The 20,321-nt window shown below is 59.7% G+C and carries 21 protein-coding genes; all 21 read left to right on the forward strand.

The features are described from left to right. Window positions 1-6: 6 nt before the first annotated feature. The 21 genes from IFT66_RS16540 (at window position 7) to IFT66_RS16640 (ending at window position 20,292) form a co-directional block, all read left to right on the forward strand. The gene (locus IFT66_RS16540) at window positions 7-1,284 is read left to right on the forward strand and encodes a chemotaxis protein (protein ID WP_174195624.1); all 1,278 of its coding nucleotides are present in this window, start codon (window positions 7-9) and stop codon (window positions 1,282-1,284) included. Continuing rightward, complete coding sequence (fliK, locus tag IFT66_RS16545) at window positions 1,281-2,888, forward strand: flagellar hook-length control protein FliK (RefSeq protein ID WP_192078245.1); 1,608 nt, start codon at window positions 1,281-1,283, stop codon at window positions 2,886-2,888. Before IFT66_RS16540 ends, fliK begins: the two co-directional genes overlap by 4 nt. A gap of 169 nt (window positions 2,889-3,057) precedes the next feature. Next, on the forward strand, window positions 3,058-3,573 hold the full coding sequence (locus IFT66_RS16550) for a transglycosylase SLT domain-containing protein (protein WP_062454870.1): 516 nt from the start codon (window positions 3,058-3,060) through the stop codon (window positions 3,571-3,573). Between the two features lie 271 nt (window positions 3,574-3,844). Next, the gene (locus IFT66_RS16555) at window positions 3,845-4,516 is read left to right on the forward strand and encodes a response regulator transcription factor (RefSeq protein ID WP_062579110.1); all 672 of its coding nucleotides are present in this window, start codon (window positions 3,845-3,847) and stop codon (window positions 4,514-4,516) included. Between the two features lie 179 nt (window positions 4,517-4,695). Beyond that, window positions 4,696-5,964, forward strand: a complete 1,269-nt coding sequence (locus IFT66_RS16560) for a flagellar hook protein FlgE (RefSeq protein WP_192078247.1) — start codon at window positions 4,696-4,698, stop codon at window positions 5,962-5,964. 16 nt (window positions 5,965-5,980) lie between these two features. Then, window positions 5,981-7,420 carry a flagellar hook-associated protein FlgK gene (gene flgK, locus IFT66_RS16565; RefSeq protein WP_192078248.1) on the forward strand — a complete coding sequence of 480 codons (1,440 nt, stop codon included), beginning with the start codon at window positions 5,981-5,983 and terminating at the stop codon, window positions 7,418-7,420. 3 nt (window positions 7,421-7,423) lie between these two features. Next, window positions 7,424-8,452: a flagellar hook-associated family protein gene (locus tag IFT66_RS16570; RefSeq protein WP_092661200.1), complete on the forward strand. Its 1,029-nt coding sequence runs from the start codon at window positions 7,424-7,426 to the stop codon at window positions 8,450-8,452. 48 nt (window positions 8,453-8,500) lie between these two features. Beyond that, on the forward strand, window positions 8,501-8,848 hold the full coding sequence (gene flaF, locus IFT66_RS16575) for a flagellar biosynthesis regulator FlaF (protein WP_062453792.1): 348 nt from the start codon (window positions 8,501-8,503) through the stop codon (window positions 8,846-8,848). After that, on the forward strand, window positions 8,845-9,294 hold the full coding sequence (gene flbT, locus IFT66_RS16580; protein ID WP_062453791.1) for a flagellar biosynthesis repressor FlbT: 450 nt from the start codon (window positions 8,845-8,847) through the stop codon (window positions 9,292-9,294). The genes flaF and flbT overlap by 4 nt, the downstream gene beginning before the upstream one ends. Beyond that, window positions 9,285-9,716, forward strand: coding sequence for a flagellar hook assembly protein FlgD (gene flgD, locus IFT66_RS16585; protein ID WP_092661202.1), 432 nt, complete (start codon window positions 9,285-9,287; stop codon window positions 9,714-9,716). Before flbT ends, flgD begins: the two co-directional genes overlap by 10 nt. A gap of 156 nt (window positions 9,717-9,872) precedes the next feature. Continuing rightward, window positions 9,873-10,139, forward strand: a complete 267-nt coding sequence (fliQ, locus tag IFT66_RS16590) for a flagellar biosynthesis protein FliQ (RefSeq protein WP_062454868.1) — start codon at window positions 9,873-9,875, stop codon at window positions 10,137-10,139. 193 nt (window positions 10,140-10,332) lie between these two features. Further along, window positions 10,333-12,417 carry a flagellar biosynthesis protein FlhA gene (gene flhA / locus IFT66_RS16595; RefSeq protein ID WP_192078293.1) on the forward strand — a complete coding sequence of 695 codons (2,085 nt, stop codon included), beginning with the start codon at window positions 10,333-10,335 and terminating at the stop codon, window positions 12,415-12,417. Beyond that, window positions 12,414-13,166, forward strand: coding sequence for a flagellar biosynthetic protein FliR (fliR, locus tag IFT66_RS16600; protein WP_062453789.1), 753 nt, complete (start codon window positions 12,414-12,416; stop codon window positions 13,164-13,166). Before flhA ends, fliR begins: the two co-directional genes overlap by 4 nt. A 24-nt stretch (window positions 13,167-13,190) precedes the next feature. Further along, on the forward strand, window positions 13,191-13,610 hold the full coding sequence (locus IFT66_RS16605; protein ID WP_192078249.1) for a hypothetical protein: 420 nt from the start codon (window positions 13,191-13,193) through the stop codon (window positions 13,608-13,610). A gap of 30 nt (window positions 13,611-13,640) precedes the next feature. Further along, on the forward strand, window positions 13,641-14,213 hold the full coding sequence (locus IFT66_RS16610) for a rod-binding protein (protein ID WP_062579116.1): 573 nt from the start codon (window positions 13,641-13,643) through the stop codon (window positions 14,211-14,213). A 19-nt stretch (window positions 14,214-14,232) separates the two neighbouring features. Then, complete coding sequence (locus IFT66_RS16615) at window positions 14,233-14,598, forward strand: hypothetical protein (RefSeq protein WP_062453786.1); 366 nt, start codon at window positions 14,233-14,235, stop codon at window positions 14,596-14,598. After that, entirely contained in the window at window positions 14,598-15,134 is a 537-nt protein-coding gene (locus tag IFT66_RS16620; protein WP_113166219.1) for a hypothetical protein, read from the forward strand. Before IFT66_RS16615 ends, IFT66_RS16620 begins: the two co-directional genes overlap by 1 nt. 145 nt (window positions 15,135-15,279) lie before the next feature. After that, window positions 15,280-15,873, forward strand: coding sequence for a hypothetical protein (locus IFT66_RS16625; RefSeq protein WP_192078250.1), 594 nt, complete (start codon window positions 15,280-15,282; stop codon window positions 15,871-15,873). An 83-nt stretch (window positions 15,874-15,956) separates the two neighbouring features. Further along, window positions 15,957-17,789, forward strand: coding sequence for a hypothetical protein (locus IFT66_RS16630; RefSeq protein WP_192078251.1), 1,833 nt, complete (start codon window positions 15,957-15,959; stop codon window positions 17,787-17,789). Window positions 17,790-17,918: 129 nt separating this feature from the next. Beyond that, window positions 17,919-18,818, forward strand: coding sequence for a bifunctional methylenetetrahydrofolate dehydrogenase/methenyltetrahydrofolate cyclohydrolase FolD (gene folD / locus IFT66_RS16635; RefSeq protein WP_092661211.1), 900 nt, complete (start codon window positions 17,919-17,921; stop codon window positions 18,816-18,818). A gap of 112 nt (window positions 18,819-18,930) precedes the next feature. Beyond that, entirely contained in the window at window positions 18,931-20,292 is a 1,362-nt protein-coding gene (locus IFT66_RS16640) for an ABC transporter substrate-binding protein (RefSeq protein WP_113109506.1), read from the forward strand. The last annotated feature ends 29 nt before the right edge of the window (window positions 20,293-20,321 follow it).

Here is a 20,321-nt window from a genome sequence, read left to right on the forward strand (position 1 = left end):
ATCGAGATGATGCGTTCGCGCGATCGCCATAACTTGCTGCGCTCACTGGTCGCCGGGGTTTTTCTCGCCGCTGCGGGCAACGCCGTGGCCAGTGAGGATCTTGAGCCATACAAGATGATCCGCTCCCTGCAATATCTGCAGGACGCGATCGTCGCGGGCGATCATTCCGCCAACGAAATGCAGCGCTTCCTTCTCAAGACACTCGACCAGCGGCTACGCACGGCATCACCTGATGTGTTCAAGGATCCCCGCAACGTCGATGCGGTTTTCGTATTCGCCATGAGTGGCGGCAATCCGCAGACGCTGGATTTTCTTGCGGCACGCGATGTCGACGGTGAATTCGATGGCCGGTTGGCGCGCGTTCTCCGTCGCTATTTCCAGGGGCAGGGCCTGACGGCGGTCGCTGCATTCGAGGGGTTGGTCAAGGAGTATGGCACAAGCCCGGTTGGCCCCTATCTGGCGCTCGTCGCCGGCAACATCACGGCGAATGCCGACCCCGCCAAGGCGATCGGCTATTTCGATCAGGTTCGGCTGCTCGCACCCGGGACCAATCTGGAAGAGGCAGCGCTCAGACGGTCGCTTGCCGTGATCCTACCGACGGAGCCGGGCAGGGGCTTCGATCTGGCGGCGAAATACGTCCGTCGTTTTCTCTATTCTCCCTATGCCAGCCAGTTTATCGACATGTTCGTGCAACTTGCCACTGACGATGATGGGAAGGGTGACCGGAGCCGCTGGACCGACGTCGTCTCAATGATGGACGATCCGCGCGCGCACGAATTCTACCTCCGGGTATCCAGGCGCGCCTTGCTCGCGGGCAACAAGGATCTGGCTCGCTTTGCGGCATTGAACGCGGAACGTCTCTCCCCCAGTCCCGGTTCGGAGAACAATGCGATCGGGCAGCTGTATGGCGATCTTGCCAGCATTTCGTCCAGTAACGTTGTGGAAGCGGCAAAGAGTCTGTCGCAGATCCCCGATGGCGCGCTTTCCGAACGCGACAGGAACCTGCGTGCAGCGGCGCAAAAGGTCGTCGAACAGATCCTGATGGCACCCGAAACCTCGAGCGTATCGGCAGAGCCGGTGGTGATGCCCGCGGGCGAAGCGGGTCAGGCTGCGACGGCGTCCGCCACCATTCCTTCGGCGCCGGCACCGACCACCTCTGTGGCCAAGCCCGCAGCAAAGACCGAGAATCCGGAAATGGAGGCAAGCCTCCAGACCTATGTAGAGCAGAACAGAATGAAGCTGAAGCAGATCGACGACCTGCTCAGCGATGAGGCATATGAATGACGAACGTAGCAGGCGCTTCGGTTAAGGCAGTATCAGACGGGCAGGTCGGGACTCTTTTCGGAAAGGCATCGCCGCAGAACGGCGAAGCCGGCGAATTTGCCCAGGTGCTGACAGACGCGGACGCCGATGCCGGGAAATCGACAGAGAACGGCACGGCGGTTGCCGAGGACGGATCCGGGACGGGAAAGATTTCGCTCGGCAGTTCCCGCTTCAAGACGCTTACCGACCTGACGTCGCTTGCCGCAAACTTCAAGCCGACGGAACCTGCGGATACCGCTGCTCCATCCGCTGCAACGCTTGTCCAGGCTGCAGCCGAGCTTCCGGTCGCAGCCCCGCAGGTGGTCGTGCCGCACCCGGTCGCCCAGCCGGTTCCGGCGCCGTCTGTAGACGAGGCGGTCAAAGAAGAGCTCGTCGGACAAGCCTTGCCGGAAGAGATTCCGGGTCAGGACCAGAGTGACAGCCTCAACCAAACAGGCAACATCAAACAGACCGGTAGCCCGGACAAGGCCGGCGGCCAGATCGACGTTACCCAGATGGTTGCTACTGCAACCAAGCGCGTCACGACTGTTGCTGGCGACGATGGAAAGGCGAAGATCGCCGATGTGCTTTCGAAGGACGTGCCGGACGATGAAAGCCAAGGAGCGGCCCTCGCGACCGCTGTGCCAGATTCAACGGCTGCACTCTCAACAGCGGCACTGCTCAATCTGACGGCCAGCGTCGAGACCGGTAACCCGGCCCAGTCCGCGGATATAGCCGCACTGTCGGCCATGATCTCCGTGACCGAGACGGGGATGTCGAACGATAAGACGGACGCCAGCATGCCGTCCGACGACACGGATGCTGCCACGTCGTTCGATTTCCTCGATACGGGCGAGGCAGAACCCCAGACAGACGTTAAATCCTACCGCTTCCAGAAAGCCGGAGATGCGATTGCGGCTGTCAGCCTGTCGATCGTCACAGGCGCGGACGGCGGATCCGACCTGCAGGACAGCCTTCCAGGCACAGCCAACACCGAAACCGTCACGGTTCTCGACTCGCGGCGCTATCTCGGCTTTGGCGTCGGCGAAAATGCCAGCAATCTTTTGAGTGCCGCCTCCAGCAACAGGGAATGGACCGCGGCCATGCAGCCGTCTTCCGCGCTGACCGATCCGACCCGCACATCCGGCACCGGCAGCGTGGTCAATACGCTCAAGCTCCAGCTGACGCCCGACAATCTCGGTACCGTGACCGCGCATATGCGGCTGGTGGGAGATCAGCTGAGCATCCATCTTACCGTCCACAGCAGCATGGCCTATCGCGAGCTCAGCGACGACAGCAAGCCGATGCTCGATGCCTTGCGGGCCCAGGGCTTCAACGTCGACCAGGTGACCGTCAGCATGGCGCCGTCGACCGACAGCTCGAACTCGTCTGCAGACCAGCAGCAGGGCGGCAGCGGCGCCCAGACACAGCAGCAGCTCGCCCGCGACGGCGAGGCAGCTCGCCAGCAGGGACAGGCTCAGGGTGGCCGCTCCAACGACGGCAATCGCAACGACATGGAGAAGCGCAATGAGACTGTCGTTGAAACTGACATCGGCAGCACTGGCACTGGCGACATTTACCTGTAGCGCGCTCGAAGCCCGCGCCTGGCAGCTCTACGCCACCCAGCAGCCTCCTCAGCAGGCAGACGTGCCCAACGCCGCGCAGCCCGGGACGCAGAAGCGCGCCGGCGCGCCGCAGCGGCGCGATCAGGCCCGAACCGCCGAGCCAGGGACTGGCCAGACTGGAAACGGCAAGATCACCTCGGAACAGGTCAGCATCTGCGAGGCCCAGATCCAAGCCGCAGCGCGAAAATACGGCGTCCCTGAAGGCATCCTTTACTCGGTGGGACTGACCGAGACCGGCCGCAAGGGATCGCTCAGTCCCTATGCGCTGAATATCGAAGGCAAGGCCTATTTCGCGTCGTCTGTGCAGGAGGCGATGCAGCTCTTTACCCAGGCGAAGAGCACGGGCGCCAAGCTGATCGATCTCGGCTGCATGCAGATCAATCACCACTTCCATGGCGAGGAGTTTGCCTCGGTTCCGGACATGCTCGACCCGAGAAAGAACGTCGAATATGCGGCGCTATTTCTGAAACGGCTGCACGACAAGCACGAGACATGGACGATGGCAGTCGCCAGATATCATGCCGGTCCCAACAACAATCCGGCGCAGCAGCGCTATGTGTGCCGGGTGATCGCCAATCTTGTTGCCACCGACTTCGGAAAATGGACGCGGAACGCGACGAATTTTTGTGGTCCGAGCGCAACCTGAAATAGAAATTAGTGAAATCTAATATCTGTTTACGGCTGCCGATGAGAGAATGCGTTCAAACTGCGTTTTCAAGTGAGCATTTTCTCAAAAATTAATTTTCCACCGCGCATTATGGGGAGGCCACCCTTTTTCCACTAGATCTAGTACCAAATCGGCGCGACATGGTTAATCAATTATTAGCAAGCCCCTGTTACTTCCTCTAGTTGCCCAGATTCCTGACGATTCGTATCACTCTCTCACAGAGATGCGATATTGATTCGGAGGCGGACGAATGATCGTAGTGGTTGATGAACGAGAAATAGTGAAAGACGGTTACACGTCTTTGTTTGGGCGCGAAGGCGTTCCTTCTACCGGGTTTGATCCGGAAGAATTTACAGATTGGGTGAATTCGGCAGCGGAAGCCGATATTGCTGCAATCGAGGCGTTTTTGATTGGTCAGGGCGACCTGATCCATGATTTGCCACGGGCAATCCGTGGACGCAGCAGTGCACCGGTAATCGCTGTCAGCGATCAGCCGTCCCTGGAATCCACGCTTGCGCTTTTCGACTGCGGTGTCGATGACGTTGTGCGCAAGCCGGTTCATCCAAGGGAAATTCTGGCACGGGCAGCGGCTATCCGCCGCCGCCTGAACGCGGTTGCCAATCACACCGACATCGGCGCGATCCGGGTTTTCTCCGATGGCCGCGATCCCGAAGTCGAAGGCGAAGCGTTTGCACTTCCACGGCGCGAACGCCGTATCCTGGAATACTTGATTGCCAATCGCGGCCGTCGGGTTTCCAAGTCGCAGATCTTCAACGCCATCTACGGCGTGTTCGACGAGGACGTCGAAGAGAACGTGGTCGAAAGCCACATCAGCAAGCTTCGCAAGAAGCTTCGCAAGAAACTAGGCTTCGATCCCATCGATTCGAAGCGGTTCCTAGGATACTGCATCGACTGGAACTAACCCTGAAAATGGCACCCAAATATGAGGTGCCATTTTTTTTGCGTGCTCGATTTGTCTTTTTTCTCAGACAGATAAGGCCCTCGACTTCGACGCAGATCAGCGCTCGATGCAAGCACGCAGACAGCTTCACGCAAGGCCCATCCCCTAAAGTCATAAGCCTAAGTGCAACGAGGATTGCTATGAGCCTTTTCGGAACTATGAAAACCGCCGTATCGGGCATGAATGCGCAGGCAAACCGCTTGGGCACCGTTGGCGATAACATTGCTAACTCGTCAACGACTGCCTACAAAAAGTCGTCCACGCAGTTTTCGTCGCTAGTGCTGCCATCGACGGCCGGCTCATACAATTCCGGTGGTGTCGAAACCAGCGTGAAGTATTCGATTTCTGAGCAGGGTGCTCTCGAATACACCACGTCAGGATCCGATCTTGCCATCCAGGGCGACGGATTTTTCGTCGTACAGAATTCAGCGGGCGAGACCTTTCTGACCCGTTCCGGCGATTTTACGCCGAACGAGCAGGGCAACCTGGTCAACTCTGCCGGCTATACGCTCCTCGGTTACTCCTACGATTCCGGAACCCCGACGACCGTCGTCAACAGCTATGACGGCCTGGTCCCGATCAATGTCGGCGGCTCGGAACTGAGTGCGGTCGCGTCGACCTCCGGGTCGCTCTCCGGCAACCTCAACAGTGCATCCGATGTCGTCGCCGCCGACCTGCCGTCCGACAACACCGAAGATGTCGACGTCGACATGGACAGCACGTTGAAGACGTCGCTGACCAGCTACGACAGCCTCGGCAACCCGATTGTCTACGACTTCTATTTCTCGAAGACGGCTGCAGGCGAATGGCAGCTCAGCGTCTATAACGCAGCTGACGCAAGCACGACCGGCACCGGCAGCTTCCCCTATGGCGGTGATGGCGAACTCGCCAACCTGTCGCTCGCGTTCAATTCGTCCGGCAAGCTTGAAGCAGTTGACGGTGCCGAGGAGCTTTCTGTCACGGTCAACGGGATCAAGTTCGATCTCGCCGGCATGACGCAGCTGTCGGCCAAGTCGAACATCTCGAGCGGCAGCGTCAACGGCAGCGCGCCGAGCTCCATCTCCAGCGTCAAGATCGAATCAGACGGCACGATCAACGCGGTCTATGCGGACGGTTCGTCGAAGTCGCTGTACCAGATCGCCATGGCGACGGTCGAAAGCCCCGACAACCTCGAAGTCTCCTCCGGTAACGTCTACCGCACGACGAGCAGCTCCGGCGTGGTCACCCTCGGCTTTGCCGGCTCCAGCGGATTTGGCGAGATCGTTTCGGGCGCGCTCGAAACCTCCAACGTCGATCTGGCCAACGAACTGACCGAGATGATCGAAGCGCAGCGCAGCTATAGCGCCAATTCCAAAGTGTTCCAGACCGGTTCCGATCTGATGGACGTACTGATTAATCTGGTCCGGTAGTTTCAGGAGTTAAGCGATGTCACTCGCATCGGCACTGAGTACGACAAAGAATATCTTGAACAACACCGCCACGCAGACGGGGGTGTTGTCGACAAACGTTCAAAACGTCGGGAACAGCGATTACAACCGCCGTTCCGCAGCGACTGTCACGAACGCCTATACCGGTGCCACGACCGTTCAGACAGCGCGGACGGAAGACGCCGCGCTGCTGAAGCAGACACTCTCGTCTACGGCCGACGATGCTGGACAGCAGACATTGCTGGCCGGACTGGAATCCGTCTACACAATCATGGGCGGGGACGGGTATTCGCTTGCTCCGTCCACGGCACTGTCCGAACTGCGGGACGCGCTGCAGACCTACGCGGCGACCCCCGGAGACGTGACGCTGGCTTCGGCTGCGGTCAACTCGGCGGTCGATGTTGCGACGGCTCTCAATACCAGCACCACCGAAGTGCAGCAGCTTCGGGCTGGCACCGACGCCCAGATTTCCGGCCAGGTTGACAAGCTCAATAAGCTGCTTGCGCAGTTCGAGCAGGCCAACAAGGCGGTTGTGACGGCGGCTGCGGCCGGCACCGACGGCAACAACGCTCTCGATACCCGCGAAAGCCTGCTCAAGCAGATTTCCGGCATCGTCGGCATCAGCACCGCGACGCGCGACAACAACGACATGTCGATCTATACGAATGGCGGCATCACGCTGTTCGAAAGCACGGCACGGCCTGTAACGTTCGATTCGACTGCGGGTTACGATGCAACGACAGTCGGCGGCGCAGTCTATATCGACGGCGTGGAGCTGAAGGCCGGCCAGAGCAGCGACACGACGGCGCAAGGGTCGCTTCAGGCACTCGTCCAGCTGCGTGACGAGGTCTATCCAACGTACCAGGACCAGCTCGACGAAATCGCCCGCGGCCTGATTTCCCTGTTTTCCGAAACAGATGGCGCAAGCCAGATCGCCGGTCTTTTCACGACGGCCACGGGCGACGAAGTCGATTTCGAAACGGCTGAGATCATCACCGGCCTGGCTGGGATCATCACGGTCAATGCCGAGGCGGTCGCCGACCCCACCAAGCTCAGGGACGGCTCGATTTCGGGTGCCAGCGTCAACACCGAAAGCGCGAGCGGCTTTTCCACGTTGCTCAGCGAATATGTCTCGGGCTTCGAGACTTCCATGGAATTTGATCCTGCCGCCAAGATCGGCGACAAGGCCACATTGCTGGATTACTCAACGGATTCCGTCGGCTGGGTCGAGGAATACCGGAGCGGAGCCACAAATGCTGCGGAAACCACGACGGCCATGCTGTCGCGTTCAACCGAGGCCTATTCCAACGCAACGGGCGTCAATCTCGATGAGGAACTGATCCTCCTCCTCGATGTCGAACAATCCTACAAGGCGGCCTCAAAGCTCTTGTCGACCATCGACGAGATGCTGGCGGCGCTGATGGAGGCTGCGAACTAAGTCATGAAGACGACATCCATCTCAACCCTGTCCGTCAGCCAGACAATGCAGCTGACCGTACAGAACTCGCAGACCGAGATCGCCAAGCTGCAGAAGGAATCGGTCAACGGTACCTATGCGGATACGGGTCTGGAACTCGGTACGCGGACGTCTGCAAGCCTCGATTACGGCCGCGAGTCATCACGGCTGCAGGCAATCATCGATTCCAATTCGCTGACCAATCAGCGAATGGATTCCTCGCAGCTTGCGATGGAGCAGATGTCCGACTCCGGCCAGACGCTGCTGGATTCGCTGGTCGCGCTCTCCGGCAGCAGCGACAAGACGAGCTTGCAGGTTTCTGCCGATACGGCGACGTCCGTGCTCGAGAATTTCGTCAGCTACGCAAACGTCTCGGTCAATGGCGAGTATCTGTTTTCCGGCATCAACACCGATGCCGCGCCTCTGGACGACAGCTTCATCACCGACCTGACGGACGACTTCAACACGCAGTTTTCGAGCTTCATGTCGGCCAACGGTATCTCCAGCGCATCGGATATATCGTCCAGCCAGATGGCGACCTTCCTAGACGACTATACGTCGTCCTTCGACTGGTCCGGCTGGACAAACGCGTCCGACACCAAGATGACCGGTCGTGTCAGCACGTCTGAGACCGTCACCACTTCGACGAGCTTGAATGCCGATGGCTTCAAGAACCTCGTTCTCGGCAGCCTGATCACGTCCCAGTTGGCGACGGCCGGCCTGTCCGCCGATGCACTGAACAAGGTCAACGCGACCGTTACCAATCTTGCCGGCCTATCGGTGTCCGGCATCGATGCTGAGCGCTCTTCCATGGGTCTTTCCCAGGAGCGCGTCGAAAAGGCCAATACCGCCATGTCGGCGCAAATGGATATCATCAACACCCAACTGACAGATCTCGTCGGCGTGGATACTTATGATGCTTCGGTGCGTCTCAACACGTTGTTGACGCAAGTAGAGACCTCATACACCATCACCTCCAAGATCCAGGGACTGAGCCTCGTCAACTATCTATAATGGGTAGTTGCCCCGCGGCATTTGGTTTGCAACATGAAGGAAGCAAGCATGTTCCAGTTTGCGTATGCCGAGGTAATCAAGGATGACCTCGCAAGCGCTAGAGAGAGAGAACGCCAGGTTCTGGCCCGCTCCATTGAGCTCCTCTCTGCAGTCCCGAACAAATCGCATTATGGACGCGAGGCCGTCGAGGCCATCCATTATACGCGCAGGGTCTGGACCCGGTTTATCGAAGACCTCAACCAGCCCGACAACGAGCTCGGCATCGAGCTGCGCGCAAAGCTGATCTCCATCGCCCTTTGGATACTGAAGGAATGCGAACGCATTCGTAAGAAGCAGTCCGACAATTACCAGGGCATTATCGACGTGACTACCATCATCAGGGATGGCCTAAGATGAAAAGCACACTGCGTATCTCGCTGAAGTCCGGCGAAAAGATCTTCATCAACGGCGCAGTCCTGCGTGTTGATCGCAAGGTTTCTCTCGAATTCCTCAACAACGTTACGTTCCTGCTGGAAAACCATGTTCTCCAGCCCGAGGATACGACGACCCCGCTTCGTCAGCTGTACTTCATCGCGCAGATGATGCTGATCAATCCGGAAGGCAAGGACCAGGCCGTGACCATGTTCCGCCGGTCGGTCATGATGCTGCTCGCATGCTTCCGCAATCCGGAAATCATCGACGAGCTCAAGCAGATCGATGCGCTTGTTGCCTCCGATCGCGCTTTTGAAGCACTGAAGGCAATCCGCGCGCTCTATCCTGTCGAAGAGCGCATCCTGAACAGCAAGGAAGTCGCGCCGGCTGCTATCGCCGGTCTGCGCAAGGAGATGGGGCTATGGCAGTAGATACGGTATCGTCCGCAACCTCGACGACTGCAACCAGTTCGTCGAAGGCTTCATCCGCTGCGGCAAGCGCTTCGCTCGATTACGACGCTTTCCTGCAGCTTCTGATCGCCCAGATGCAGAACCAGGATCCGACCGATCCGCTGGATGCCAGCGAACAGATCTCGCAGCTTGCAACCTTCTCGCAGGTCGAACAGTCGATCCAGACGAACACCAACCTGGAAAGCCTGATCGCACAGTCGTCGCTGTCGAACGCCTCGTCCTATATCGGCAAGACGATCACCAGCAGTGATGGCAAGACCAGCGGTGTGGTCGAATCGATCGAAGTCACGTCCGACGGTCTGGTTGCAACGACCGAGGCTGGCAAGGAGATCACGATCGGCGACGGGATCACGATATCTGCGACGAAGTCCTCGGAGTCCTGATCCGACTGAATTCCTGAAATTGCAGGCGAGCCTGCGGTTTTGCCGGGGGCAGTACCGGTCGCTCAATTGCATTGGCGGTCGGTGGCTGTCATCATCCGCATGCGATTCGCGCCAGATGATGATGGCCACGACACCAATGCCCCGGATGATCCTGCAATGAATGAAGCCGATGCTCTCGACATGATGCACTCGGCGATATGGACGATTCTCATCGCCTCAAGCCCGGCAGTGCTGACCGCGATGATTGTCGGCATGGTCGTGGCGCTCATTCAGGCGCTGACCCAGATCCAGGAAATGACACTGACATTCGTGCCCAAGATCGTCGCCGTCATGCTGGCGCTCGGGATTGCCGCTCCCTTCATCGGCGGCCAGATCTCGCTTTTCACCGATCTCGTCTTTTCGCGCGTCCAGTCCGGTTTCTAGCGCACGGCTGCCAAGGCTGCGAGGCTTGCTCGCACGCTTCGCCTGCGATGATGGCGGACACCCTCACACAAGCTTCGCTGCCTAGAAGGGATCTGTCGCAACAGGTCCGGGCATTATCATGTCTTGCTTTTTGCGCGATCCATGGGCGCAGCACGCGCCTTTCTAATCTCATGAAGAGATACCGCATATGGCAATGACGAAGACGTCCATTACCCCCGTGAAGGCCGCGCCGAATGGCCGCGATATCGGCTTTGCCGTCGGTATCATGGCCATCCTGTGCATCCTGTTCCTGCCGGTGCCGGTCTTCATGATCGATATCGGGTTGGCGTTTTCGATCGCCTTTTCCGTCCTGATCCTGATGGTGGCGCTGTGGATCCAGCGGCCGCTGGACTTCTCGTCCTTCCCGACGATCCTGCTGATCGCGACGATGATCCGGCTGGCGCTCAATATTGCCACCACGCGTGTCATTCTTTCGCATGGCCACGAGGGCCATACCGCCGCCGGCGGCGTGATCGCGGGCTTTGCGAACCTCGTCATGTCCGGCGACTTCGTGATCGGTCTGATCGTCTTCCTGATCCTGATCGTCGTCAACTTCATCGTCATCACCAAGGGTGCAACGCGTATCGCCGAAGTCGGCGCGCGCTTCACCCTCGACGCTATTCCCGGCAAGCAGATGTCGATCGACGCGGATCTGTCCGCCGGTATCATCGACGAGAAGGAGGCGCAGCTGCGCCGCCGCGAGCTGGAAGAGGAAAGCTCGTTCTTCGGCGCCATGGACGGTGCCTCCAAATTCGTTCGCGGTGACGCGGTCGCCGGCCTGCTGATCACCACGATCAACGTGTTCGGCGGCATCATCATCGGTTACTTCCGTCACGGCATGGAAATCGGCGAAGCCGCCGACGTCTTCGTCAAGCTGTCGGTCGGCGATGGTATCGTGTCGCAGGTTCCGGCGCTGATCGTGTCGCTCGCAGCCGGCCTTATCGTCACCCGCGGCGGTACCCAGGGTTCCACAGACGCAGCTGTCATCGGCCAGTTGAGCGGCTATCCCCGCGCCCTGTGGGTGGCCGCCGGCATGATGGCAACTTTGGCACTGGTGCCCGGCCTGCCGTTCATGCCGTTCATGACGCTTGCGCTTCTTCTCGCTGGTGCCGGCTGGGTCATTCCGCGGCAGATCGCAGCCGAGAACCAGAGGGTGCGCGAAAGCGAAGAAAAGAAGGTCGTCGAAAACCGCGACGCGGAAAAGGATTCGGTCAAGAACGTCCTCAAGACGGCAGAAATCGAACTGGCGCTCGGCAAGCAGGTATCGCCGCGTCTTCTCGGCGCACACCAGGAACTCGGGTTCCGGGTCGGCAAGATGCGCAAGCGCTTCGCCACGCAATACGGGTTCGTCGTGCCGGAAATCAAGGTCGTCGACGATATCCAGATCCCGGAAAAGTCCTACCAGATCCGCATTCACGGGACGACGGTCGCCAGCAGCACGCTGCGACTGGGCGAAGTCCTCGTCATCGTCGGCAAGGATCGCAAGCCGTCGGTTCCCGGCGACGAGGTTCGCGAACCCACGTTCGGCATGCCGGCCGTATCGGTGCTCGAGCATTTCGTCGAGGATCTGAAGCGCGAAGGCTTCCACCCGATCGACAACGTCTCGGTGCTTCTGACCCATGTCAGCGAAGTCATCCGCAACAACCTGCCGCAGCTTCTATCCTACAAGGACGTCAAGATCCTCATCGAGCGTCTCGATCCGGAATACAAGAAGCTGGCCGATGAGATGTGCTCGTCGCACATGTCCTACTCGGGACTGCAGGCGGTTCTGAAGCTTCTGCTCGCCGAACGCGTCTCGATCCGCAACCTGCACCTCATTCTCGAGGCCCTCGCCGAACTCGCGCCGCATGTCCGCAAGACCGAGCAGCTCGTCGAGCACGTGCGCGTCCGCATGGCCCAGCAGATCTGCGGCGATCTTGCCGACAACGGCATCCTGCGCGTCCTGCGTCTCGGCTCCAAATGGGACCTTCTGTTCCACCAGGCAATCAAGCGCGATCCCAAGGGCGACATCATCGATTTCGACATCGATCCGCGCTCGCTCGAAGAGTTCAGCGAACAGGCGGGCAAAGTCATCCGTGAATACATGGACAAGGGTATGCCCTTCGTACTTGTCACGTCGCCGGAGACACGCTCTTATGTGCGCATGATCATCGAGCGGCTGTTCGCAACCCTTCCCGTCCTGTCGCATGTCGAGCTGGCAAAGGGCACCGAGATCAAGGTACTTGGATCGATCTCATGATAACGGACCCGCAGGGCACGGTCATCGCTCTCTTTCTTGCATTCTGTCGAATCGGCGGCTGCATCATGATCATGCCCGGGTTCTCGTCTGCCAGATTGCCCATGGAAGTCAGACTGTTTCTGTCGGTCGCACTGTCCATGGCGGTGCTGCCCATGGTCTGGGATACGATCTACCCCAGGGTTTCCGGTGATGCTGCGGGTCTTGGCCTGCTGATTGCGTCTGAAACCCTGGTCGGGGCCGTATTCGGCCTGATCGCCCGCCTTTATGCCTCGGGCCTGCAGTTTGCAGGCGCCGCCATCGCCATGTCGATCTCGTTCAGTGGTCCGCCCGGATCCGACGTGCTGGAAGATTCGTCGGAAAGCCAGCTGACCAGTCTTCTGACTCTGTCCGGCCTGCTCGTCCTGTTCATGCTGAACTTCCATCACATCGTCATCAGATCGCTGGTCGATTCCTACACGACCATTCCGCTCGCCGAAGGTCTCAATCCACGCCGCATTCTGATCACCCTGACGGATACGTTGTCGGCGACGTTCATGATCGTCTTGAGGCTGATGAGCCCCTTCCTCGTCTACGGAATCATGTTCAACGTCGCTGTCGGAATGATCAACAAGATGGCGCCGCAGATCCCGGTCTACTTCATCTCGACGCCTTATGCGCTGATGGGTGGTATCTTCCTTCTCTATCTCGGCATCGCCTCCATGATCGAGGAATTCGTGCGCGGGTTTCCGCTTGTATTCACCGGGCTGTAGGCAAGGCTTCCAAGGAGGACGCGCGTGGCAGGCAACAAGAAATCCGACAAGTTGCGGCGTCTGGTCGATGTCCAGCGCCAACTTGAAAAGCTCGCCGAGTTCGAGCTCAGCACCACGGTGCAGCGCAAGGCGGAAATCGATCAATCCATCGACACGACTGTTGATGCGCTGTCATCGACCGATCCCGTCCACCAGCAGTTCTCCAAGAATTACGCCGACCGGCTGACACGCCTGTTTTCGCGAAGCCAGCAGATCGTTGCCCAGCAGAAAGCGCAGGAACAGCGGGTCCTGCGCGAAAAGACCAAGGGCGACCGGCTGGAGGAGCGCATGGACGACGCAAAGGAGCTGGAAGGCCGGCTTGCTGAGGACGAGCGCATGTACGATCTCGTTGATCTCGGCCTGATGGTCTCTACACCAGCTTCCAGCAAGCTTGATAAGGGATGATCCAGTTCGCTAAATAATGAGGAACTGGAATTGGCTATTTCCCCCCCGAGCGATCTTGTCCTGGATGTTGTCCAGGCCGCAGATCCGGGCCTGCTTCAGGCCGCACGTGAAAAGCTGAAGGCAAACGAAGCAACGGCGCAATCCGTCATGCTGGCCTCCAACGGTGTGGGTTTCGCCCAGGCCGTAAGCCAGACTGCCAAGTCCGCAGAGTCCGCCGGGTCCGACGCCACGGTCGAAAACGTCCGTGTTTCGCGCCACAAGGATATTCCGGAGACCTACCGGAAGTTCGAGGCAAGCGTTGCCTCCACGTTTATCCAGAACATGCTTCCATCCGAGAGCGAAGAAGTCTTCGGCAAAGGTTCCGCCGGCGATTTCTGGAAGGGCATGATGGCGGAACAGATTGCTGATGCCGTCTCCAAGCAGGGCGGTTTCGGTATTGCCGAAAAACTGTTCTCGCAGTCGGTTCAGCATGCACGTGGCACGGCACCGAATGCCAAGACCGATGAAGGCGATCGCCAGATGGCGGTGGGCATGATCACTGATTTCCAGCGGCAGATCCTGTCTCCGTCGGAAAACGCCGGCGCAGCCAAGAAATCAAATTAATTAACATTAGAAGGTTGATATGGACGTCGTTTCCACTGACTACCGCATCAAGACAGTGCTTTCCCGTCTTGAGATGATCATCGATAACGAGAATGATCGGATCGGCCGCGACTCCGGCTTCGACCTCAAAGTGTCGAACGCCCACAAGAGCCGCTGCCTCTATGAACTGACGACCCTGTTCCGCGGACCGGACGTCAAGGAAACGTCGGCACCTTATCTTGGTCAGTTGCAGGGCCTGAAGAAGAAGCTGAAGCTCAACGCCCAGCGCGTCGAAGCGCATCTCGAGGCCGTCCGCGCCGTTGCCGACATCCTCAAGAACGCCGTCAAGGACATGGACGCCGACGGCACCTATTCGGAACATCAGTTCCGGTTCGGCACGTCCTGATGATCAAGGTTCTGCTGATCGGGCTCTGGGTCTGCATCGCCACGATCGGTGGCGTGTATGTCTCTGCGCAGATGTCGAAGGCGCCCGTGGCGACCGAGGCGGAAGCCGCGGTCGTGACCACGATCGTGCGAGGCAACCCGGTCAGCCTGCCGGTCATCAACAATGGTACGGTTCAGGGCTATTTCCTTGGCCGCATCTCGCTTTCGGTCGACAGCATGAAGTCCAAGCACGTTCAGCTTCCGATGGAAGTCGTTCTGACGGACCAACTGTTCTCGCTTCTGATGGGCGAAAAGATGATCGACCTGAAAAGCGTCGGCACCTTCGATCCGGAAAGCTTCCGCACGAAGATCAAGGACGGCATCAACGCCAAGCTCGGCGATACGGTCGTCGCCAACGTGTTGATCGAACAGCTCGACTATATGTCGAAGGAGACGATCGACACGAACACGGCGAGACGCGGCAGCAACCCCATTCCGGCCCAGAAAATCGTCGAGGGCGTCAAGGTCGAGGCACCGGCGGCAGCTCCGGCGCACTAAGCATCCGTCGCTCCGGATCAGGCATGCCGCTTCAACGGCCATGTCTTTTCGACACATCACTCGCATTTTAACGGTCGGCTTCAAAGCCGGTTCAGCGCTTTCCGCTAGGCTCCAGGACGACTGGATTTTCGAGCGGAGAGCACACGTGAACGCCTCGGTACACATCAACGCCTTCAAGGCAGTCCCGCAGGGTCTCGGCAACGGCATCGAAGAGCTGAGCTGGACTGCCGCATTCGAGCGTGCTGAGGCCATGCTTAACGATCCACATCCATTGTCGACCATAACGTTTTCACGCGGTCTCGTCGAATATCGGACCCTTTCAGAAACGGGTGAGAGCGTTGCGCGCGCGCGGCTTCCGGTTCGTGGCAGCGTACGTCTGGCCGGCATATCGGCACGCCTGTTCGGCCCCGGCCTGCGTGACCGCTTCACCGCCTCAGCCTTCGTCCCGGCGTTCCTGACATTTTCCGAGAAGAACCGTCGCATCGGCCTGGTTGGCAACGACGTGGCGGTTCTCAAGCCCCTCCGCACCGCGTTCTCCCGCCATGCGCCCTGGCACCGTTTCGAGACTGTCGATCCGTCGTCGGTTCTCGAAGGCGGCTTTGATCTCGTGATCGCCGATCTTCGCCGTCCACAGGATCTCGATCGCCTCGTCCATCTGCCGGCCATTGCCTCCGCAGCTCTGACGATTGCCGCAAACGATGATCTCTTCCGGCTGCCGGGTCAGATTTCGCGTCGTTAACGCTTTCTTTGCCATGGAAATTTAGACTGTCTTAAGAAAATCGGAGCGCTTCGGTGCTGCCCGCGAAACAAGACGGTCTTTCCATGGATAATTCTGAGATCGAAAAGCCCGACAGCCTGCTCGAGGATAGCGCCCGGGACAACCTCCCGGCGCGGCGCGCACTCCCGTCCGCGCTGCTCGGGATCGGTCTGATGACGGCCCTCGGAGGCGTGGCGCCGCTCGTCCTCCTCGGCAGCAGCGAGGCGACGTTTACCGCCCAGACGCAGCTGAAGGTCGGGGCCGTCAGTGAGCAGACCGTATCTGCTGCGACGGGGCAGCTTCTCGCCAGAACCACGATCGACAATCTCATCCGTGCCCTGAACCTTGGCAAGGACAGCAGTTTTGCGACCGAACCCCAGAGCGTGACCGGCCTTCTCTACGAAATCCTGTCCGGCACCGGGACGACGACCCTGCAGGACGAAGCGGGTCTGCGCGACCGCCTGACCCGCGCAATCACCATTTCATACGACCGCAGCAGCACGGATCTGCGCATTGCGGCGACGGCAGGAAAGCCTGAAGAGGCCCGCCAGATCGTCGGCATGCTGGGCAATGCCGTGCCGACAGCCCTGTCTGTCGGCGCCTTCGATGGCCGCGACCCGGCCGTCGAAGCCCTTCGCGACACGCTTGGCCGCGCAGAAGCGGCGCTTTCAGGGTTTGTCAGCCGAACCGGCAAGGACAAGGTTGCCGAACTGAAAAGCCGGGCCTCCGAAATGCGCGACCTGAGCCGCGATGTCGAGCAGGCCGAGAGCGATCTCGTCGCTCTGAACGACAGGCTGAGCCAGGCCTCCGCCATGAAGGTCGCCGACGTTCTGAACAAGCCTTTGCCGGACAGTCTGGACTATACCGGCCTCGAATATCAGCGCCAGCGGCATGTGGAAGCACAGCTTGCCGTCGATCAGCTTTCCAGCGATCTCGGCCCGCTTCATCCGCGTTTCCAGGCTGCCGAAGCAGTGCTTTCACAGGCGCGCCTCTCGATCCAGGACGCGTTGAAGCAACTGGTGAAGTCGCTGAACAGCCAGCAGGTGCATGCCGCCGCGCAGCTTGCGGAACTTCGCGCCAAGCTGGAACAGCTTTCCGCAGACAAGACGGTGTCTGACGAGATCGCAGCGCTCTCGGGGCTGGAAACGGCCGTTGCGGAAGCGCGCGACAATTACTCAAGCGGTCGGTTCAACAGCCCAGGTTCTTCCAAGCTGGTCGCCGCCCCACGGGTGCAGATATCAAAGCCTCTGACCGTCACCCCCAACGAAGCACCAGCGACCGTCTGGCTCGGCTTGCCCTGGTACGCGCTGAGCGGTCTTGGCGCCTTGGCTGGCCTGCTTCTCGGTGCTGCCGGCACAATGCTGATGGGACGCCGTTCGTCGCCGGAGCCCGCGATCGACCATCTCGAGGCAGAGCACGCGCCGATTGAAATGGACGGTGTCGAGGACATCGCCGCGCTGCCGATGGATGCGCGTTGGGCCGCCCATCTGGATCTTACCGATGATTCCGAAGAGATCGCAGCCGCCTACGAATATGACCACGGTCCAGGCTCCGACGCCTGGGCGCAGGACGTCGAGACCGATGCCGTGTCCGAGGATTACAGACACGAAATGGAGGAGCGCGAGGCCGCCAATGGCCTGCCGCTGTCCGCTCAGCTTCGCGAACTGCTGATGGCAAACAGACAGCCTTACGATCAGGCCGCCGTTCCACCGCTTCTCGCGGTCGCAATTTCGGATCCGCACCGGCATGCGATGCGGGAGGAAGAGCTTGCCTATTCCGAACTCTCGCATGAGGATCGCCGGGCGATCGAGGAATTGCAGCTCCTGCGACAGGAAATGATAGAACTGCGCGACCGGGTGCAGACCTACTCCGAACTGCGCACCGCGTCGGGACGATAGGGCAGGCACGGGTCACCCGGATCAAGATTTGACCTTGCTTTTGTTTGCTCCCGACAGCATTAGGCGCAGGTGAGCCAGTTGAGGCGGTAGCCTCCGGCTTAGATCTGTTCGGTCAACGGGAGATGGCACGTGGTCACGGTAATCGACGGCAAGCAGGCGGCAGCATCGGTCATTTCGGCAGTCACGGAGGCAGCGGAAGGTCTCGAACGGGCCGGCGGCGCAAAGCCCGGCCTCGCAGTCGTCATCGTCGGCAACGATCCGGCCAGCCACGCCTATGTCAGCTCCAAGAGCCGGATGGCGAAGCAGTGCGGCTTCAACTCGATCCAGCACACGTTGCCGGAAGAGACGACGCAGGAGGCGCTTCAGTCTCTCGTCGATACGCTCAACGCCGATCCGGCGATCCATGGCATTCTCGTCCAGCTGCCGCTTCCGAGACATCTCGATCAGGAGCCGGTGATCCAGTCCATCCTGCCGGAAAAGGATGTCGACGGCCTCAACATCGCCAATGCCGGCAAGATCGCCACCGGTGACCTGACGACGGGCATGATCTCCTGCACGCCGGCCGGCTCCATGCTGCTGGTCAAGCGCATCCATGGCGAAGACCTGTCCGGGTTGAACGCCGTGGTGATTGGCCGGTCCAACCTGTTCGGCAAGCCGATGGGCCTGTTGCTTCTGGCCGCAAACGCCACCGTCACCATGGCGCATTCGAAGACGAAGGATCTCGCCGCCGTCTGCCGCAACGCCGATATCCTGGTTGCCGCCGTCGGTCGGCCCGAAATGGTCAAGGCGGATTGGGTCAAGCCCGGCGCGACCGTGATCGATGTCGGCATCAACCGGGTGCCGGCACCGGAAAAGGGCGAGGGCAAGACCCGTCTCGTCGGCGACGTTGCTTTTGACGAGGCCTCAGAGGTCGCCGCAGCCATCACACCGGTTCCAGGCGGCGTCGGTCCGATGACCATCGCCATGCTGATGGCGAACACCGTAATCGCCGCCCATCGCGCCGCCGGGCTGCCTGCGCCAAAGTTCTGATTTCGGACCATTCATCACATTCAAGGCGCTTTGCTTGCACTGGCGCCCTTGAAACCTCTGGCTCTGCCTTAAATCCCCCTGTAGATTATGCTTCAAAGGGGAGGATATTTTGATGAAGAAATCGTTTTGGATCGGCACGGCTTTCGTCGCACTGCTGGCTGGTGCCGCAGGTGCGCAGGAACTGAAGTTCGCGCCCGGCGAAGATGCCAAGTTCAACTGGAAAAGCTACGAGGATTTCAAATCCGCGCATGGTGACCTGAAGGGCCAGAGCCTGACCCTGTTCGGTCCTTGGCGTGGTGAGGACGAGGTGCTGTTCAACAGCGTGCTCGCCTATTTCAATGCCGCGACGGGTGCGAACGGTAAATACTCGTCGTCCGAGAACTACGAGCAGCAGATCGTCATCGATACCCAGGCAGGCTCGCCGCCCAACATTGCCATCATCCCGCAGCCGGGTCTTCTGGCCGATCTCGCGACCAAGGGCTTTCTGACGCCGCTCGGCCAGGAAAATGCCGACTGGATCAAGACCAACTACGGCTCCGGCGAGGACTGGATCCGCTACGGGACCTACAAGGGCAAGGACGGCAAAGAGGCCTATTTCGGTTTCCCGTTCAAGGCCGACCTGAAATCGCTCGTGTGGTTCGTGCCGGAGAATTTCGAGGAAGCCGGTTACGAAGTCCCAAAGACGATGGAAGACCTGATCAAGCTCTCCGACCAGATCGTCGAGGATGGCGGCGTGCCGTGGTGCATCGGTCTCGGATCGGGCGGCGCGACTGGCTGGCCTGCGACTGACTGGGTCGAGGACATGATGCTGCGGACGTCGTCGGCTGAAACCTACGACAAGTGGGTGTCGAACGAGATCAAGTTCGACGATCCGGCAGTGGTTGGCGCCATCGAGGAATTCGGCAAGTTCGCCCGCAATGACAAATACGTCGCGGGCGGCGTTGCAGCGGTCGCCTCGACCGACTTCCGCGACAGCCCGAAGGGCCTCTTCGACATCCCGCCGAAGTGCTACATGCATCACCAGGCCTCCTTCGTGCCATCCTTCTTCCCTGCGGACAAGGAACTGGGCGTCGATGCGGACTTCTTCTACCTGCCGACCTATGCCTCCAAGCCTGAACTCGGCACCCCGGTCCTCGGTGCCGGCACGATGTTTGCCATCACCAAGGATTCGCCTGCGGCAAAGGCCTTCATCGAATTCCTGAAGACGCCGATCGCCCATGAAGTCTGGATGGCGCAGGCCTCCTTCCTCACGCCGTTCAAGGGCGCCAAGACGGAAGCCTATGCCAACGACACACTGCGCAAGCAGGGCGAACTGCTGACCACCGCCACCACCTTCCGCTTCGATGCATCCGACATGATGCCCGGCAAGATCGGCGCGGGCGCCTTCTGGACCGGCATGATCGATTATGTCGGCGGCAAGGATGCAAAGGCTGTGGGCGGCGATATCCAGAAGGCCTGGGACGGCCTGAAATAGTCATTCGCGTCGAAGGCTGTGCTCGCGAC

Origin of the sequence: Rhizobium sp. CFBP 13726, assembly GCF_014841925.1 — a bacterium.
GTDB lineage: Bacteria > Pseudomonadota > Alphaproteobacteria > Rhizobiales > Rhizobiaceae > Neorhizobium > Neorhizobium soli.

Bases quoted from the DNA above. Each gene is read 5' to 3' on its own strand.
- fliK (WP_192078245.1), top strand. From the start codon at position 1,281: ATGACGAACGTAGCAGGCGCTTCGGTTAAGGCAGTATCAGACGGGCAG.
- flbT (WP_062453791.1), top strand. From the start codon at position 8,845: ATGAAAAGCACACTGCGTATCTCGCTGAAGTCCGGCGAAAAGATCTTC.
- IFT66_RS16555 (WP_062579110.1), top strand. From the start codon at position 3,845: ATGATCGTAGTGGTTGATGAACGAGAAATAGTGAAAGACGGTTACACG.
- fliR (WP_062453789.1), top strand. From the start codon at position 12,414: ATGATAACGGACCCGCAGGGCACGGTCATCGCTCTCTTTCTTGCATTC.
- flgD (WP_092661202.1), top strand. From the start codon at position 9,285: ATGGCAGTAGATACGGTATCGTCCGCAACCTCGACGACTGCAACCAGT.
- IFT66_RS16615 (WP_062453786.1), top strand. From the start codon at position 14,233: ATGGACGTCGTTTCCACTGACTACCGCATCAAGACAGTGCTTTCCCGT.
- IFT66_RS16560 (WP_192078247.1), top strand. From the start codon at position 4,696: ATGAGCCTTTTCGGAACTATGAAAACCGCCGTATCGGGCATGAATGCG.
- flgK (WP_192078248.1), top strand. From the start codon at position 5,981: ATGTCACTCGCATCGGCACTGAGTACGACAAAGAATATCTTGAACAAC.
- IFT66_RS16620 (WP_113166219.1), top strand. From the start codon at position 14,598: ATGATCAAGGTTCTGCTGATCGGGCTCTGGGTCTGCATCGCCACGATC.
- IFT66_RS16640 (WP_113109506.1), top strand. From the start codon at position 18,931: ATGAAGAAATCGTTTTGGATCGGCACGGCTTTCGTCGCACTGCTGGCT.
- IFT66_RS16540 (WP_174195624.1), top strand. From the start codon at position 7: ATGATGCGTTCGCGCGATCGCCATAACTTGCTGCGCTCACTGGTCGCC.
- IFT66_RS16630 (WP_192078251.1), top strand. From the start codon at position 15,957: ATGGATAATTCTGAGATCGAAAAGCCCGACAGCCTGCTCGAGGATAGC.
- IFT66_RS16570 (WP_092661200.1), top strand. From the start codon at position 7,424: ATGAAGACGACATCCATCTCAACCCTGTCCGTCAGCCAGACAATGCAG.
- flaF (WP_062453792.1), top strand. From the start codon at position 8,501: ATGTTCCAGTTTGCGTATGCCGAGGTAATCAAGGATGACCTCGCAAGC.
- flhA (WP_192078293.1), top strand. From the start codon at position 10,333: ATGACGAAGACGTCCATTACCCCCGTGAAGGCCGCGCCGAATGGCCGC.
- fliQ (WP_062454868.1), top strand. From the start codon at position 9,873: ATGAATGAAGCCGATGCTCTCGACATGATGCACTCGGCGATATGGACG.